Origin of the sequence: Marinobacterium sp. BA1 (assembly GCF_041155135.1) — a bacterium.
Lineage (GTDB): Bacteria > Pseudomonadota > Gammaproteobacteria > Pseudomonadales > Balneatricaceae > Marinobacterium > Marinobacterium iners.
The window spans coordinates 2,851,908-2,865,948 of sequence record NZ_BAAFHC010000001.1 but is presented as its reverse complement, the minus strand read 5'-3'; the positions used below and the strand labels follow the sequence as shown (position 1 = coordinate 2,865,948).

Below are 14,041 nucleotides of genomic sequence, written 5' to 3'. Positions count from 1 at the left end.
TCAGGCGGGTAGCAGTGCTTCGACCATACTGCGGTCGTCCGGTCCCTGTGCTACCCGGATTCGGGTGAATCCCAGCGAACGGGCCAGCTCGGCAAGGCGGGCACTGGGAACGATGATCCGGATTTCAGCCAGGCCTGCATCGGTGCTTCCGCTCAGCGTGAGCAGGTTCTGCAAGGCTTGACCACTGGTAATGAGGATAGCCGATAACGGCTGTGCATAAATAGTACTTTGGATAATGTCGGTCGAATGGGCTGGGCAGACGCGCCGATAGATATGGGCATAGTCGACTCGAGCGCCCCGCTGGCTCAGCGTATCGGCCAGCATGTCTCGTCCTCCATCGGCGCGCACAATCAGGAAGCGTTGCGTGGCCACGGACTGCATGGACGGGTCCGCCAGCAGTGTCTCGGAGTCGAAGCCATCCTCGGCATGCCAGGCATGGATGCCGAACTGTTCCAGGGCGTCACAGGTTTGCTGGCCTATACCGATCCAGCGCACGCCAACCGGCAACTGCGGCCAATACTGATCGATCCAGTCGGCCCCGATGCGTGCTGCATTGGGGCTGACAAAAATGACGCCGTCATAGAGATCCAAGTCCAGCATACAGCGTTTGCATTGCTGGTAGTCGGCACCGTCTTCTTCTCCGGTGGGCATGATCTCCAGCAGGGGCAGGCAGACGGGCTCAGCCCCCAGTCCGCGCAAATACGCCACCTGGCCTTCGGCCTGATGTGCAGGGCGGGTCACCAGTATCCTCTGTCCGCACAGGGGTTGTATCGGTTCAGTCACGTTCCTTGTACACCTCGGCCAAAATCTTGTCAGCACCGGCGGCCAGCAAACGATCGGCCAGCGTAATACCCATTGCCTCGGCCTGTTCGCGAGGGCCGCGGATTTCATCGCGCAGTACCTTGCTGCCATCCGGGCGACCCACCAGTCCGCGCAGGAATATCTCATCCCCGTCTTCGCTCAGGGTGGCGTAGCAGCCGATCGGCACCTGGCAGCCACCTTCGAGCCGGCGGTTCATGGCACGTTCGGCCAGTACGCGATCAGCGGTGTCGGTGTGATGCAGCGGTTGCAGCAGTTTGATCAGTTCGGCGTCATCGTTGCGGCATTCGATACCCACGGCACCCTGGCCACCAGCAGGCAGGCTCTCTTCTGGTGACATTTCATGGCGGATGCGATCCTGTAACTTGAGTCGCAACAGGCCTGCGGTGGCGAGAATAATGGCGTCGTACTTGCCCGCGTCCAGCTTGGCCAGTCGGGTCTGGACGTTGCCGCGCAGAAAACGCACTTCCAGGTCCGGGCGGCGCTCACGTATCTGTACTTCGCGGCGCAGGGAAGAGGTACCGACGATGGCGCCTTCCGGCAAAGCATCCAGGTTATCATACTGGTTGCTGACAAAGGCATCGGTAGGCTGTTCACGTACACAGATGACCGGTAGCCCCAGTCCCTGCGGGAACTCCATCGGCACGTCCTTCATGGAGTGTACGGCGATGTCGGCGCGGTCTTCCAGCAAGGCGTTTTCCAGCTCCTTGACGAACAGACCTTTGCCGCCGATCTTGGCCAGAGGCGTATCGAGAATCTTGTCACCGCGGGATTCGATTTTCAGCAACTCGATATGGATACCGGGGTGGTGGAGCTCCAGTTCTGCCTTGACGTATTCGGCCTGCCAGAGTGCCAACAGGCTGCGGCGGGTGGCGATGCGAATGGTTCTGCTCATGATTGAATCCTTGTCAGCAGGCGGAGCCGAGCCGGAGCGGGCTCCACCGGATCGAGTTGAATGATCGGCAGTGTAACAGAAAGTGGCACAGCGGTTGACTGATGCCTCAGCTCTGCTCTGGTACGCTGATTACCTGCTCTAGTTCATGTGCTGCCTGACGCAGCAGCGGCTCGAATTGCAGCAGGTCATCGAGTGAGCTGCGAATCACGGGGGCGTGGGTGAACAGGCAGGCAACCAGGCGACCTTGTGTATCCTTGACTGGAACGGCCACCGCTACCATGCCGTCGATGAACTCTTCATTGTCGACGGCCAATTGCTGTTCGGCGACATGCTTCAGTTCGTCGAGCAGTTCTGCGGGATCGGTCAGGGTGTTGCGCGCAAACTGTTGCATGGGCAGCTTTTCAAGCATCAACTTGCGTTGACTGGCAGGCAGGTTGGATAGGTAAAGCTTGCCACTGGCCGTGCACCAAGTAGGCGTGTGGCTGCCCACCGGCAGATTGATCTGCAGGGGCCAGTTGGTCTGCACACGGTCAAAATAGAGCATCTCCGTGCCATCGGGAATCGCCAAGCCGATGGTTTCTCGAATCTGGCCGGAGAGCCCTTCCAGAATGGCGCGGCGCTGGGCCTTGTGGCGGCTGGCGTAGATGATACCAAGCGCAACCTGGTGCAAACGTGCGCCGGGGACGACGAAACCGCGCATGTTGGTCTGCAGAAAACCTTCTTTTTCCAGCGTTTGAATCAGACGATGGCCGGTGGCTTTGGGAATATCCAGTTGTTTCGACAGTTCTGCGGCGGTCATCGGATGGCCGGAGCTGGCTACTGTTTCGATGATTTCCAGAACCCGGAGAATCGAGGAGCCTTTTTCCCTGCGTGTGGTGCTCATAGTATTAGTCAGGTCCAAGGTTGCAATAGGCATTCAGTATATCGTGTTAACGGGTGGGTATAAAAAAACCGACATCGTACAGGTCATCCTGCAACCCCTTAAGTTGCTGGGGCAGAGGTACCTCGAACAGGCGTATTTCCACCTCCGGTTCCTCTTGGCGACACATCGCCAACAGAGCCGGTAGTCGCGAAGGCGTCACGCCATCCGACTGCTCAATGTGCAGCCGCTCGGCAGCACGGGCGAAATGAAGTTCCTCAGCGACGGCAAGAAAACAGCGAAGGTGACGTAGTTCCATACGCGTGGCTCCATATTCCAGTTTATCCTGTTAACACTGTGCTCCTGGAAATATGAACGACCTTCTGATGGGCTCATCTCCCATCGTTATCTGTTCAAATAGAATTCCACCGGCACCACAAATTCCAACGACTCACCAGGCATATCTTCGGGTGGCTTCGGCAAAGGTTGCGCGCGCTCGATCAACGCGAGGGTTTCCTCATCCAATAGTGGATAACCGGAACTGCCTTCGATACTGGCGGAAAGCACACTGCCTTCACGATCCATCGCGAAGCGCAGGTAGGCCACGCCCTCGTGGCGGGATCGCCGGGCGCTGGTCGGATAACGCTTGGCTTCGTTGAGCTTCATCATCAGGCTGCTCTGCCAGTTAAGTACCCGATTGTGGTCCACCACCGGGGCGGAGACACCCTGGTTGGGCGCAGCGGCCTGATCATCATCCATCGGCGCCTCTGGCGGCGCACTGGCGCTACTGGTGGGCTTCTCTTCCGGCGGTGTTTCCTCGATTGGCTCCTCAATCTTTGGCGGCGGTTCCTGCTCGGCTTCCGGCTCTTCCACCGGAGGTTCTTCGACTGGCTCCAGAGCCACTTCGGGTTCTGGCACCTCCGGCAGTGTCGGCAATTCGGGTTTCGGCTCGGGAACGGGCTCCGGTGGCGGTACCGCTTCCGGCGGAGTGGCTTCGACCTGCTCCGGGCCGGGAGGCTGGTGGGCAGGTGCTGGCGGCGCCACTGGCGCGGGTGCCAGTTCCACCACCATGGCGGCGGGCGGTGGCAGATTCACCCCTGGAGCATTATCCGGCCACAGCCACCAGGCCAGTGGCGTGGCATACACCAGCAAGACGAGACCCAGGGACGTCACCCAGCGGGAATACTCGCCATCAAGTCGCCACCAGCGCTTGCGTCCCTCCACCGATGACTCGATCAGTTTAGGGATAAAATCCACGTCTATTTCAGGCGCCGGTTCGCGCCCCTGGACCAGGCTCAGATGAGGCTTGCGGGCCAGGTTATCCCTCACTGGACTTTCCCCCCTTCACCCGGCATACCTTCCAGCCCGGCCCCTTCCAAACCAACAAGAGCCACCTTCAGGTACCCTGCCTCCTGCAACTTATTCATGGTTTGCATCAGGGTTTCGTAATCGACGGTCTTGTCCGCTCGAAGAAACAGGCGCTGTTCGGTATCGCCCTCAGTAACGGAGCGCAGCGACGCCGGCAAGCCATCGAGTGTCACCGGGTCATTGCCCAGCGACAGGCTGTGATCCGCCTCGATGGTCAGGTACAGGGGGGCATCGGGTTTTGGCTGGGGTTCTGCTGACGACGCAGGCAGGTCCACCTTGATATCCACGGTGGCCAATGGCGCGGCCACCATGAAGATGATCAGCAACACCAGCATCACGTCGATAAAGGGCGTGACGTTGATCTCGTGGTTTTCCACCAGTTCGTCGTCGTGCTGGATTTTGGCGCCCATCGCTAATCCTCAACAGTCAGGTTGCGTGCGGCCATTTTTTGCCCAGTCAGCGCATGACGGCTAAGGTCCCGCGACACCAACCGCAACACCGCGGCGGAGGTATCACCCACCAGCGCCTTGTAAGCGGCAATCTGGCGGGCAAAGTGGTTGTAGATCACCACGGCGGGAATCGCCGCCACCAACCCCAGGGCGGTAGCCAACAGTGCCTCGGCAATGCCGGGTGCCACTACCGCAAGGTTGGTGGTCTGCGCCTTGGAAATACCAATAAAGCTGTTCATGATGCCCCATACGGTCCCGAACAGCCCGACGAAGGGCGCCGTCGCGCCAATCGTCGCGAGAATGCTGGTGCCTTTGGTGATCCGGCGCCCCGCAGCGGCTTCCAGGCGCTCAAGGCAGGAGGCAACTCGCTCCTTGACCCCTTCCGCATCAGCCAGGGTGTTGGCGGACAACCGCAGTTCCTGGCCGGCTGCCCAGGTCAGCTCTGTGCTGCCCGGACCCTCGTCCAGTTTCTCGTGGGCGGTCTTAAGAGTTTCAGCAAGGGTGACCACATCCAGCGTCTTGCGCTGCCGCTTCACCAGCACACGCAACTCCCGAGTCTTGGCCACCAGCACCGTCCAGGTGGCGAGGGAGGCGAGTGCCAGGCCAATCATCACCGACTTCACCACCCAGTCCGCCTGCATGAACATGCCCCAGGGGCTGAGGTCGTGGGGCAGTACAGGGCCGGTGTTCTCGTCCGCTGCGGCGTCGCCCCTGGTTTCACTCTCGATACCGTCCTCCGCCACCGCCTCTTGGTCGATGGTCATAGCACCCGTCTCATCCACCGAAATTGACACTGGCCTATCGCCAGCCTCGATGACCGTGGGTGGTATATTCCTCTCGGTATCAGCGTCAGTAGCATCAGCCTGCGCGAAAGCCGCGTTCGCCGCCAACAGGCCGATGCCCACCAAGGCCATTAAACGGCCCGGCATCGAGGACAAGTTTGCCTTTGTGTTTCTCATCATAGGTCTATTCATCAATGTCTTTGTCTAGTTCATTTATTGATTGCTTATCCAGAGGGCTGCCAATCACATCTCCCGCTTCAGTGGTTGAGAAGTGCTCCCTACTCATGCCCACAATATCCCGCCAATCCACTTCGAAAGCCTCCCCCGGCCCCACGTCCATCAGGATGTAGAAGGGCTGGCTGGGCAGTGGCGTGCTGAAACGCGACGCTGTATCCAGCTTGCCCGTGGCCAAGGTTGCGCCGTTGTAGGCGATAACACGCATGGTCTCATCCACCGCGCTGGAGCCATCGTGGTAACCACCTTCGCAGTCAATTCGGTCACCGTTCAGCTCGCAGCGGCATACCGGCGTGTGGGCATAGGCCATCGCACTGGTCAGGAAGACCAAGGCAACCAGTGGAATCCTCATGTGTCCTCCCTTATAAATCGCGCCATGGCCGGTGACAGGCGCTGGATATCAAACCGCTGGTGGTACACATCACCATTGGTGGCCTCCACCGTCAGCCACAGGCCATCGTCGAGGGTGGCCGCACGCGGCAGGGGAATCTCGGCGGTTTTCTCCCGCCCCCGGCCCTCGAAGGCATTGCCCGCGGTTCGCAAAGTGCCCACAGCGTCGAATGAAAAACGAGGCTCGCGAACTTTGAGGTAGGCCATACGGATATCCCGTTCGCAGCCATCACAAAAGCGGATAACGAACGCTTTCAGTGGCACATCCAGTGCAACCACTTCTGGCGGCTTTTGGTCTTTCTCCGCCAGCGAGAAAGACCAAGGGCCAATCTCGCCGTGAAGGGCATCGTCCCGCAGCAGCGGCTTGTCCGGTGTGTTCAGCAGTTGCCAGGCAAAAGCGCCGAACGGCAGCAACAGCGCAAACGTGGCGATACCGAAACGCATGCTTCGGGAACGGCGCGACACCACCACGCGCTCTGGCACAACAACCCCACCCACATTTCCTTTGCGCTTGCGCGCCCTGGTGGGCTTGCTCTCGGGCTGCCCCGGCCATTTGGGCAAATAAAACACAAGGGCCACACCGGCAATGGTTAACCACCCCAGCCATGTCACCGTGCCCACGTCGAATTGCCATTGGGCGATGCCCAATCCCAGCGCTAGCGCCAGCAACGCCCAGCCTAGTACTCGTAAAACCTGACCCCGAGATTCCGACAATTGCCTGCGTAACACCTGCTTGCTGTGCTTGGGCATGGCCATGGCCAGCGCGATAAACCCCGCCAGGCTGAGGAGCAACACCGCCATATGCAGTACCGTCATACGCCTCCTCCCAGCACGGAACCCGGCAGTAACAGCCAGGACAAGCCCGTGCACACCGCAGTGGCAATCACCAGCCCCAGCCAAACCGTACGCAGGCGTCTAACGGCGAAAATCCACACCAGCACTCCCGTATAAAGGGCGAAACTCAGCATGGTGGAAGCCAGGACAGCCTCGGCTTGCGGCAGCGGCCAGACCAGCGCCAGCAACACCGTAGCGGCGGATGTGAGGGCATAGCCACCCACCACGGCGGCCAGCACGCGAGAAGCCACGCTCCAGCGGTATCGGGCCGTGGGACTCAAAGAGGCGATCATGCTGCCTCCCCCGCCAATGCAGCGTTATTGGTCTGTGCTTCCTGCGCAGCTTTCTTCAACCAGATACGCTTGACCTTGATGGCCATGTAGCCGAAGGCGAGCCCCAATGCCAGCATGGTCAGGTCAAACCCGGCCAGTACCCAGTCACCGGCCGCAACGGTATTCAATAAGTGTTTGTCGGTGGTCAGGGCGTTGATCAGGGGTAACAGCGCAAACGCGGCGGCGGCCAGCCACAGCAGCTCGACCCAGGCTTTGCGGCATCCCTTGAGATCAGAGCACCGGAAGAACGCATAGATCAAGGCCTCACCCCAAATGAGAAACAGAAAGTGCATCTCCCAATTGGCACGGTCGGCCATCTCCACCGGCAGCAGGCGGTTGGCCCAGAAGTAGGCGGCCACCCCCGCAGGCAAGCCGGCGATGGTGGCGACATTGAGCGCCTCAACCAGTCGCAGGCCCCAGAACGGGTGTAGGTCGCAGTGCCCGCCGGTCGCTTCATGGTTCTTGCGGCGTTTTACCGTCCACAGCACGAGTCCGGTGCCGATCATGCCGCAACCCAACAGGCCGGCGATAAAATACAGCCAGCGCAACCAGGGTCCCGCAAAGCGGCCCTCATGGAGCGCCCGCAAGGTTTCATCGGTTCTAAGCGTCAGGCCGTCGGGCGGGTCCAGCGACAGAGGCTCGCCGGTATGGGCATGAAAGCGCATGATTTCGGCGTCGAATACCCGCACCTGGCCGCCGCGCACACGGCCGATATCCACCTGCGGTTCCTCACCAGCGTCGTGCTGGATAAACACGGAGCGCACCTGATCCTGTCCCCAGGCAGCTTCCGCCTTGGCGATCATATCCGGCACCGAGGCCGTGGGGCGGGTAATGGCTTTGTGGCTATGGTCGCCGAACAAGTCATCGAAATAACGTTCGGTGGACTTGTCATCGGTACCATAGATAGCGGCAATACCGGCGGGCATATACGTAATGCCGAAAAATACCAGCCCGCTGTAGGTGATCATCAGGAAAAACGGCAGCGCCATCACACCCATTACGTTGTGGGCATCCAGCCAGGAGCGCTGCCCCTTGCCGGGCCGGAAGGTAAAAAAATCCTTGAATATCTTCTTGTGAGTAATGATGCCGCTCACCAGCGACACCAGCATGATCATGGTACAGACCCCCACCAGTTTGAAGGCCAGTTCAGCATCCATATAGTGCAGGGCGTAATGCATCACATAGAGGGCACCACCCCCGCCAGTGTCTCGGGCGTCAATGGCATTAACCCCTTCACCATTGCCTGGGTCGAGAACCTCACTGCCAAACACGCCGTGCTCGTGCCCCTCCCTGGGCATGGTTTCCCAACTGATGGAAAAATCCTCCCAGCGCCGGAAGGCTTGTGAGCGGTGTGGCAGCGTGATGCTCCAGAATTCAGCCGTGGGGGCCACCTCCTGCAGACGATCCATGGCGGCCATCACCAGCTTGCCGTTATCCTGCAGCCTAGGTTGATGCAGAGGCAATTCCGGTTGCATCCAGCGGGTAATCTCGGAATTAAAATACCCGGCGGTGCCCGTAACAAACACAAAGAACAGCACCCAGCCCACCACTAGGCCGGACCAAGTATGCAGCCAGGCCATGCTCTGGCGAAATCTTTCTTTCACAATGCAATGTCTCAAGTAATCGTAGATTTGACCCGTGCGGATTGTTAATTCCCTCACCGAAGTCATTGCCCTGGGCAGCCATTCCCTAAATCGAAAGCCCCAAAGCTATAACTTATGGACATAAAATTAAGGGAAGAGTCAGGTTAAGTTGTACCTGACTCTAGCTTTACTACTTTTATAAACAGGCTCCGCGGAGGTGGATATTGGCTCGGAAAAAGCCCTACGCATGTTGCTCAGAATTTGTATTTGACTGTCAGCATATAGTTGCGCGGATCCCCAAAATAATTCCCGCCATCTGCGCTCAGAATTCCAGCGTAGTAGCGTTTATCAAATACGTTATTTATGTTGAAGGTTGCGTCTAGGTTTCGATTTATGGTGTAGTTTGCGTAAAAGTCCACCAGCGTATAGCCACCTTGTTCTACCCCGTATTGAGTATATATTTTGCTTTGGGCGTGCACCCCTCCGCCAACTTTCCAGCGGTTTAGTTCACCTGGTAGGCGGTATGAGGTAAAGACTTTGAGTAGGTTCAGCGGTAGGTTTGTTCCATAGCGTTTTCCCGAGCTGCCAGTGCCAACTTGAGAATATGAAGATGCTTCAAGCGTTTCGGCATAGTTGTAGGTATAACCTGCGCCAATCTGCCAGCCGTCAGTCAGTTCTCCAGAAATTTCTAATTCGATACCTCGGCTACGTACTTCTCCGGAGGTGGCATAACAGCTGATTTGTCCCAGGGAGCATTGTGAGGTTTCTAGCTGGGTAGGGAGATTTTCCAAATTGATTTGAAAAACAGCCAAGCTGGCATTTAAACGTCCGTCGAGGTATTCGCCCTTGATTCCAAGCTCATAATTGGTCCCCTCCTGGGGATCAATCAGGCCACCGCTAGGTGTCATGTAGTTCTGTGGGGAAAATATACGAGTCCCGCTTGCATAGGCTGTGTAAGTATCGTTCAAGTCATAAGTCAACCCGACATAAGGCGTGAACTCACGAGTCGCTTTGTATTCGGTATTATTTCTCCAAGTACCGGATCGGATACTCTCCTCGTACTCATACCAATCAAGGCGCCCACCTATAATCAACTTCAGGTCATCGAGTATGCTGAAGCGCGCCGTCGTATAAAGACTAGATTGTTCTGTGTCGGTATTAAGAGAGTAAGGGAGAGGGCTTTGTAACAAAGGGTATGGGGCCGAACTTGCCGAATTAGAATCAAGTGGATTGAGAGCGAAGCTGTAATCGGTGGGCCAACTGCCTGCCCAGTCGTCTTTGTTTGTTCGGTAACTGCTGCCGATCACCAGTTCGTGAGTTCTTCCCAATAGGGAGAATGGGCCAGAAAGCATTCCATCAACGCTTTTTTGAGTGATGTCATAGTTGTAGGACCCCACGTTGTACACGAGGTCGTCGTTAACTCTATAGAAACTGACGCCCAGCATGTCCATTTCGCTTTCGATATCAGTTGCCACCACCTTGGCCTTCCAGTCATTGGCAAAGCGATGTTCCAGTTCGGCGAATACCGTTTTACTTTCCTTGTCCCAATAGGTCCAACTTGGAGACATGGAGTGGGATCGGGAAATGGGCAGGAAACTACCGTCGGGCCATGTCGCCATACCCACCCAGTTTGCGCCTGGATTATCTTCCCCGTTGTAGGAGATTCCGAAGCTTAGCGTGGTCGCTTCGGACAGGTCGGCTTCCAGGATGCCGTAGATCAAACTGCGTTTATTCTCGCGGTAGTCTTGAAAGGAGTTCTTGTCTTGATAGGAGATTACGCTTCGTCCTCGCAGAGTCCCTTGATCATTGAGGGGGCCACCGACATCCACACTAGTATTGTAGTTGTCCCAGCTACCAGCGCCGGCGGTGATGGAACCTTGGAATTCCCGAGTTGGTCGTTTACGAGTCAAGTTGATGGAGCCTCCAGGCTGTCCAGCACCCTCCATCAAGCCTGAAGCCCCTCGGACGATTTCGACGCGATCGTACTGTGATAACAAACCAGTGCTAAGTGCAGCTTCCTCATAAAAGATCGGTAGGCCGTCGATCATCAGGTTGCTGAGCTGGAATCCGCGGGAGTTGAAACGGGGACGCTCGTCGCCCCATTTGGTCAAGGTAAGACCCGGGGTATGTTCCACTACATCATTGAGGGTAAACATGGACTGATCGTCCATCCGCTGGTGAGTGATCACGCTGACCGACTGCGGGGTTTCACGAATGGAAAGTGGTAGCTTCGTGGCTGTATTCATGGAGCCGGTGGTGTACGACTCCGTACCCTCTGTCGTCCCCCCCAACGTTCCCCCCGTCACCGTCACCGGCGGCAACATCATCGCACCTGACTGATCCGCTTTCGACAACACCACGGTATCACCACCAGTAAAGCGATAACTGATGCCGGTACCCGCCAGCAACTGCACCAGCGCCTGACGCGGAGCCAGGCGGCCGCTGACACCGGGGGATTGGATGCCCTCCAGCTCGCTGCTGGTGTAGGCGAAGGCAATACCCGTCTGCTCGGAAAAGCGGTCTAATGCCGAACCCAGCGGCTGAGCGGCAATGGCAAAATCCTGTGTTTGATCGGTTTGAGCCAACTGTACCTGATTGGCGGGTGTGGCAGCCTCTTGCGCCAAAGCAGGAGAAGAATTAAGCAGCACCGAGGCAATGGCTGCGCTCAACAGCAGTAGTCGGTGGGTTGCCGGCAACGGGGAAAGGCCTGCTACCGTTGGAATTCGGGTGTAACACGTCATGCAATTTGCTCCTGGTGTAAATAGTCCCCAAAACGTCAGGCCACGCTGCGACCTGCGAATAACAATGAGAAGCATTTTTGTCGCTCCCATTAAGTAGACGGGTGGGGTTTTCCAAACCGGTGCAAATTGTTGGACTATTTTTGATAGAACGCGCTGAAATAAGCTGTAATCGGCCCCTGTGGGCCGACATTGGATGACTTTTCTGCAGAGGATGAGGCCTAGCGTACAAGTACCAAGTAGTCCGTCAGGCGGGTGACCTTTAGCCCTTGGGTGCCAACAAGGGCATCCAACCCATTATCTACCGAGGTGATAGACAAGCGGGCAGTGACAGGTTGAAGGCTCTCGGTATCTGCCATCAGGATAATACGGCCGGGATGGTAGCGGTCAATTTCCTTCAGGGCGTCGGCCAGCGAGCGGTTGCGGATGTCTATAAAGCCCTGCCGCCAGGCTAATTGGCTCTTTGATTGGACCTCAATTACCCGACCAGGCGATTCTCCTTTGCGATACCGCACCTGCTGGTCATGCGTCAGGACCACCCGATTGCGGGACAGGGAGGTATCGGACGCAAGCTTGTCGACAGATGCGCCCTCGGGTAGCGGTGACACCACTTCCACCGTGCCTTCGCTAACGGTGACTTCCACACTGTCCTCGACTTTACGCACGGCGTATACCGTGCCGAGCGCAGTTGAACGGCCACCACTGGCGCTGACACTGAACGGGCGCTGCGGGTTCTTTGCCACGTCAAACTGGGCCTCACCCCGCAGCAATACGACTTGTCTGCGGCCCTCGGAGTAGTTGAGGTCGATCGCGCTATCGGTATTAAGCCAGGCGACTGAGCCATCGGGCAGGTCGATTCTGGCCTGCGCGCCCACCGCCGTGTGGTAATCCGCCATCAGGCCGGGTAATAGGTGTTGAATATTGAACGCGAACAGCGCAAAACAGGCCGCCATAGCTCCGGCCCGTAGGGCTTTGCTGCGACGATGAGGGTGGCTAGACTCGCGGTCGGAAAAAGGAACTACCTTTTCAGGTGGCGGCATCGCGGAATGAAGTTGGACGAGGCATCCGGGTTCGTCGCTGGCCCGCTCGACTCTTTTTTCTAATCGGTGCCCTGAGAGGGGAGCGAATGCATCACGCAGACCATCGATGTCTGCATCGAGGGTATCCAGTTCTTCGTAGGCGATCTGGTGGCGAGGGTCTGCGACCAGCCACATTTGGAAACGCACCTGTTGTTCTTCGGTTGGTGCGCCAGACGACATCAGCACAAACCAGTCCAGAGCCTGATCATCGATCAGCTCCTGGTCTTCAGCGCCGCCGGACTGTGTGGGGTGTGTTGGTTCGCTCATAATACCTTGTGCGGACACCTGCCAACCTGCAGATGCCTCGCATTTTGTCATCCTTATAATGTAAGACGAGTGAGACGGAAGTATCTCACGCTTTTTTTCTATCCCGTCGTTTTTGGCAGCACGAATATTGGCCAAGGGGATGACAGAAGTACACTGTCATGATTCATTCCCGGCGACTTTTGACTTTGAGGGATAGTGATCGGCCTGATTATCGCCCGGCGCCTGATCATGAAAGCGCCGACGTGCGGCACGTAATACCGCCATGGCGGTTTTGAGGTCTTTGTGTATGGTGGTTAGCCCCACACCGAGTTGCTCGGCGATTTCCGCCTGGGATTTACCCTCGTAGCGGCTGAGATGAAAAATGTGGCGAGTCCGATCACTCAACCCCGCCGCCGCCTGAGCCAAATAGGCTAATTCTGCCTTGGCCAAGGTATGGCGTTCCGGGCTGAGTTCATCGGTTTCCTGCCAGACAACGCCACTGGCCTCTTGCAATATCTCGCTACGACGGTTTTCAGTGCGAAGATGGTCGGTAGCAAGATTGGCTGCCATGCCGAACAGGTAGGCTTTGTGATTGCCGACCGAAGGCTGATCCTTCATGTCGCAGATTTTCAAGTATTGGTCGTGCACCATATCCACCGCCAAGCTCGACGAGCCAAGCCGCCGCTTCAAGAAGCGCAGCAAGTCAGGCTTGCACTCCATAAAGGCGTGCAGCAGGGTGGAGTTTTTCAACATTAATCCGTACCTATTGGACAGTACTAAGGTTAGGTTTCAACCAAGCAAACAAGCGACTCTCTGTACCCACGAACATCACCACTTAAGATCGAAAACGGGCTTGCTCCGTGTTACAAGGTCGCCACAGAGGATGAGCACTTGCACATTGATACATACGCGCATCGCACGGGAGCAAAAAACATAAATGATAATAAATCTCAATAGTATTGGCAATCGATTAACGAGCTGCTGCGTGCGACGGCGAGTTACATCGGGCCGCAGCTAAATAACGGACGGGCCTCGTTGTTTAGCTATTTCCCATGAAACACCGCCATTGCGAACCATCGCGGTGATGTGCTGCATCAGATCGACGGCAACGACGCCAGTCCCGGCGGTAATCCGGGTGGCGGCGCAGATACTCCCAAGCCAGCGCCGGGCCATCCAGGTGCAGGACGTAGAGATAGGCCGCCGTCGGATACCAGGACGGGGCGCAGGGATTAGCCATGGCGCAACCTCCCTCGGCTTGAGGAACGTCGCCACGGTGGAAAATTGCGCTATGAAGCCATCATCGCAACATCATGGGTGAAACGGTATATTGTCAGCGTCAAGACCGATTGGCTCCGGTGCGTTGTGGGTTTCGTCCGAATGCGACGACGGCTCGCCCCAAAATGGCGTGCCGTATTGGCCAGCCTGCCAAAAGC

At 57.3% G+C, this 14,041-nt stretch carries 13 protein-coding genes and 2 pseudogenes; all 15 read right to left on the bottom strand.

Annotated features, from left to right (window positions below):
- A complete protein-coding gene (locus ACAM29_RS13955) occupies positions 1-783 on the bottom strand; it encodes a uroporphyrinogen-III synthase (RefSeq protein ID WP_369624482.1) in 783 nt (260 codons plus the stop codon).
- Positions 776-1,714 carry a hydroxymethylbilane synthase gene (gene hemC, locus ACAM29_RS13950; RefSeq protein ID WP_369624481.1) on the bottom strand — a complete coding sequence of 313 codons (939 nt, stop codon included), beginning with the start codon at positions 1,712-1,714 and terminating at the stop codon, positions 776-778. Before hemC ends, ACAM29_RS13955 begins: the two co-directional genes overlap by 8 nt.
- Before the next feature lie 106 nt (positions 1,715-1,820).
- Positions 1,821-2,597, bottom strand: a complete 777-nt coding sequence (locus tag ACAM29_RS13945) for an IclR family transcriptional regulator (protein ID WP_206838168.1) — start codon at positions 2,595-2,597, stop codon at positions 1,821-1,823.
- A 64-nt stretch (positions 2,598-2,661) separates the two neighbouring features.
- Positions 2,662-2,892 (bottom strand): annotated as a pseudogene (locus ACAM29_RS13940) (LysR family transcriptional regulator); the annotation flags it as partial.
- A gap of 86 nt (positions 2,893-2,978) precedes the next feature.
- Positions 2,979-3,902, bottom strand: coding sequence for an energy transducer TonB (locus tag ACAM29_RS13935; protein WP_369624480.1), 924 nt, complete (start codon positions 3,900-3,902; stop codon positions 2,979-2,981).
- The gene (gene exbD, locus ACAM29_RS13930; protein ID WP_369624479.1) at positions 3,899-4,351 is read right to left on the bottom strand and encodes a TonB system transport protein ExbD; all 453 of its coding nucleotides are present in this window, start codon (positions 4,349-4,351) and stop codon (positions 3,899-3,901) included. Before exbD ends, ACAM29_RS13935 begins: the two co-directional genes overlap by 4 nt.
- Before the next feature lie 2 nt (positions 4,352-4,353).
- On the bottom strand, positions 4,354-5,154 hold the full coding sequence (gene exbB, locus ACAM29_RS13925; RefSeq protein WP_369624478.1) for a tonB-system energizer ExbB: 801 nt from the start codon (positions 5,152-5,154) through the stop codon (positions 4,354-4,356).
- Positions 5,155-5,356: 202 nt separating this feature from the next.
- The gene (locus tag ACAM29_RS13920) at positions 5,357-5,758 is read right to left on the bottom strand and encodes a hypothetical protein (RefSeq protein WP_369624477.1); all 402 of its coding nucleotides are present in this window, start codon (positions 5,756-5,758) and stop codon (positions 5,357-5,359) included.
- Positions 5,755-6,612: a DUF3325 domain-containing protein gene (locus ACAM29_RS13915; protein WP_369624476.1), complete on the bottom strand. Its 858-nt coding sequence runs from the start codon at positions 6,610-6,612 to the stop codon at positions 5,755-5,757. Before ACAM29_RS13915 ends, ACAM29_RS13920 begins: the two co-directional genes overlap by 4 nt.
- On the bottom strand, positions 6,609-6,923 hold the full coding sequence (locus ACAM29_RS13910) for a hypothetical protein (RefSeq protein WP_369624475.1): 315 nt from the start codon (positions 6,921-6,923) through the stop codon (positions 6,609-6,611). The genes ACAM29_RS13915 and ACAM29_RS13910 overlap by 4 nt, the downstream gene beginning before the upstream one ends.
- A complete protein-coding gene (locus tag ACAM29_RS13905) occupies positions 6,920-8,566 on the bottom strand; it encodes a PepSY-associated TM helix domain-containing protein (protein ID WP_369624474.1) in 1,647 nt (548 codons plus the stop codon). Before ACAM29_RS13905 ends, ACAM29_RS13910 begins: the two co-directional genes overlap by 4 nt.
- 233 nt (positions 8,567-8,799) lie before the next feature.
- Positions 8,800-11,286: a TonB-dependent siderophore receptor gene (locus tag ACAM29_RS13900; protein ID WP_369624473.1), complete on the bottom strand. Its 2,487-nt coding sequence runs from the start codon at positions 11,284-11,286 to the stop codon at positions 8,800-8,802.
- Between the two features lie 218 nt (positions 11,287-11,504).
- Positions 11,505-12,647: a FecR domain-containing protein gene (locus tag ACAM29_RS13895; RefSeq protein WP_369624472.1), complete on the bottom strand. Its 1,143-nt coding sequence runs from the start codon at positions 12,645-12,647 to the stop codon at positions 11,505-11,507.
- A gap of 138 nt (positions 12,648-12,785) precedes the next feature.
- Positions 12,786-13,361, bottom strand: coding sequence for an RNA polymerase sigma factor (locus ACAM29_RS13890; RefSeq protein WP_369624471.1), 576 nt, complete (start codon positions 13,359-13,361; stop codon positions 12,786-12,788).
- A 334-nt stretch (positions 13,362-13,695) separates the two neighbouring features.
- Positions 13,696-13,845: pseudogene (locus ACAM29_RS13885) on the bottom strand (DUF6499 domain-containing protein); the annotation flags it as partial.
- Positions 13,846-14,041 lie beyond the last annotated feature (196 nt).

Bases quoted from the DNA above. Each gene is read 5' to 3' on its own strand.
- hemC (WP_369624481.1), bottom strand. From the start codon at position 1,714: ATGAGCAGAACCATTCGCATCGCCACCCGCCGCAGCCTGTTGGCACTC.
- ACAM29_RS13945 (WP_206838168.1), bottom strand. From the start codon at position 2,597: ATGAGCACCACACGCAGGGAAAAAGGCTCCTCGATTCTCCGGGTTCTG.
- exbD (WP_369624479.1), bottom strand. From the start codon at position 4,351: ATGGGCGCCAAAATCCAGCACGACGACGAACTGGTGGAAAACCACGAG.
- exbB (WP_369624478.1), bottom strand. From the start codon at position 5,154: ATGACCATCGACCAAGAGGCGGTGGCGGAGGACGGTATCGAGAGTGAA.
- ACAM29_RS13920 (WP_369624477.1), bottom strand. From the start codon at position 5,758: ATGAGGATTCCACTGGTTGCCTTGGTCTTCCTGACCAGTGCGATGGCC.
- ACAM29_RS13915 (WP_369624476.1), bottom strand. From the start codon at position 6,612: ATGACGGTACTGCATATGGCGGTGTTGCTCCTCAGCCTGGCGGGGTTT.
- ACAM29_RS13910 (WP_369624475.1), bottom strand. From the start codon at position 6,923: ATGATCGCCTCTTTGAGTCCCACGGCCCGATACCGCTGGAGCGTGGCT.
- ACAM29_RS13900 (WP_369624473.1), bottom strand. From the start codon at position 11,286: ATGACGTGTTACACCCGAATTCCAACGGTAGCAGGCCTTTCCCCGTTG.
- ACAM29_RS13890 (WP_369624471.1), bottom strand. From the start codon at position 13,361: ATGTTGAAAAACTCCACCCTGCTGCACGCCTTTATGGAGTGCAAGCCT.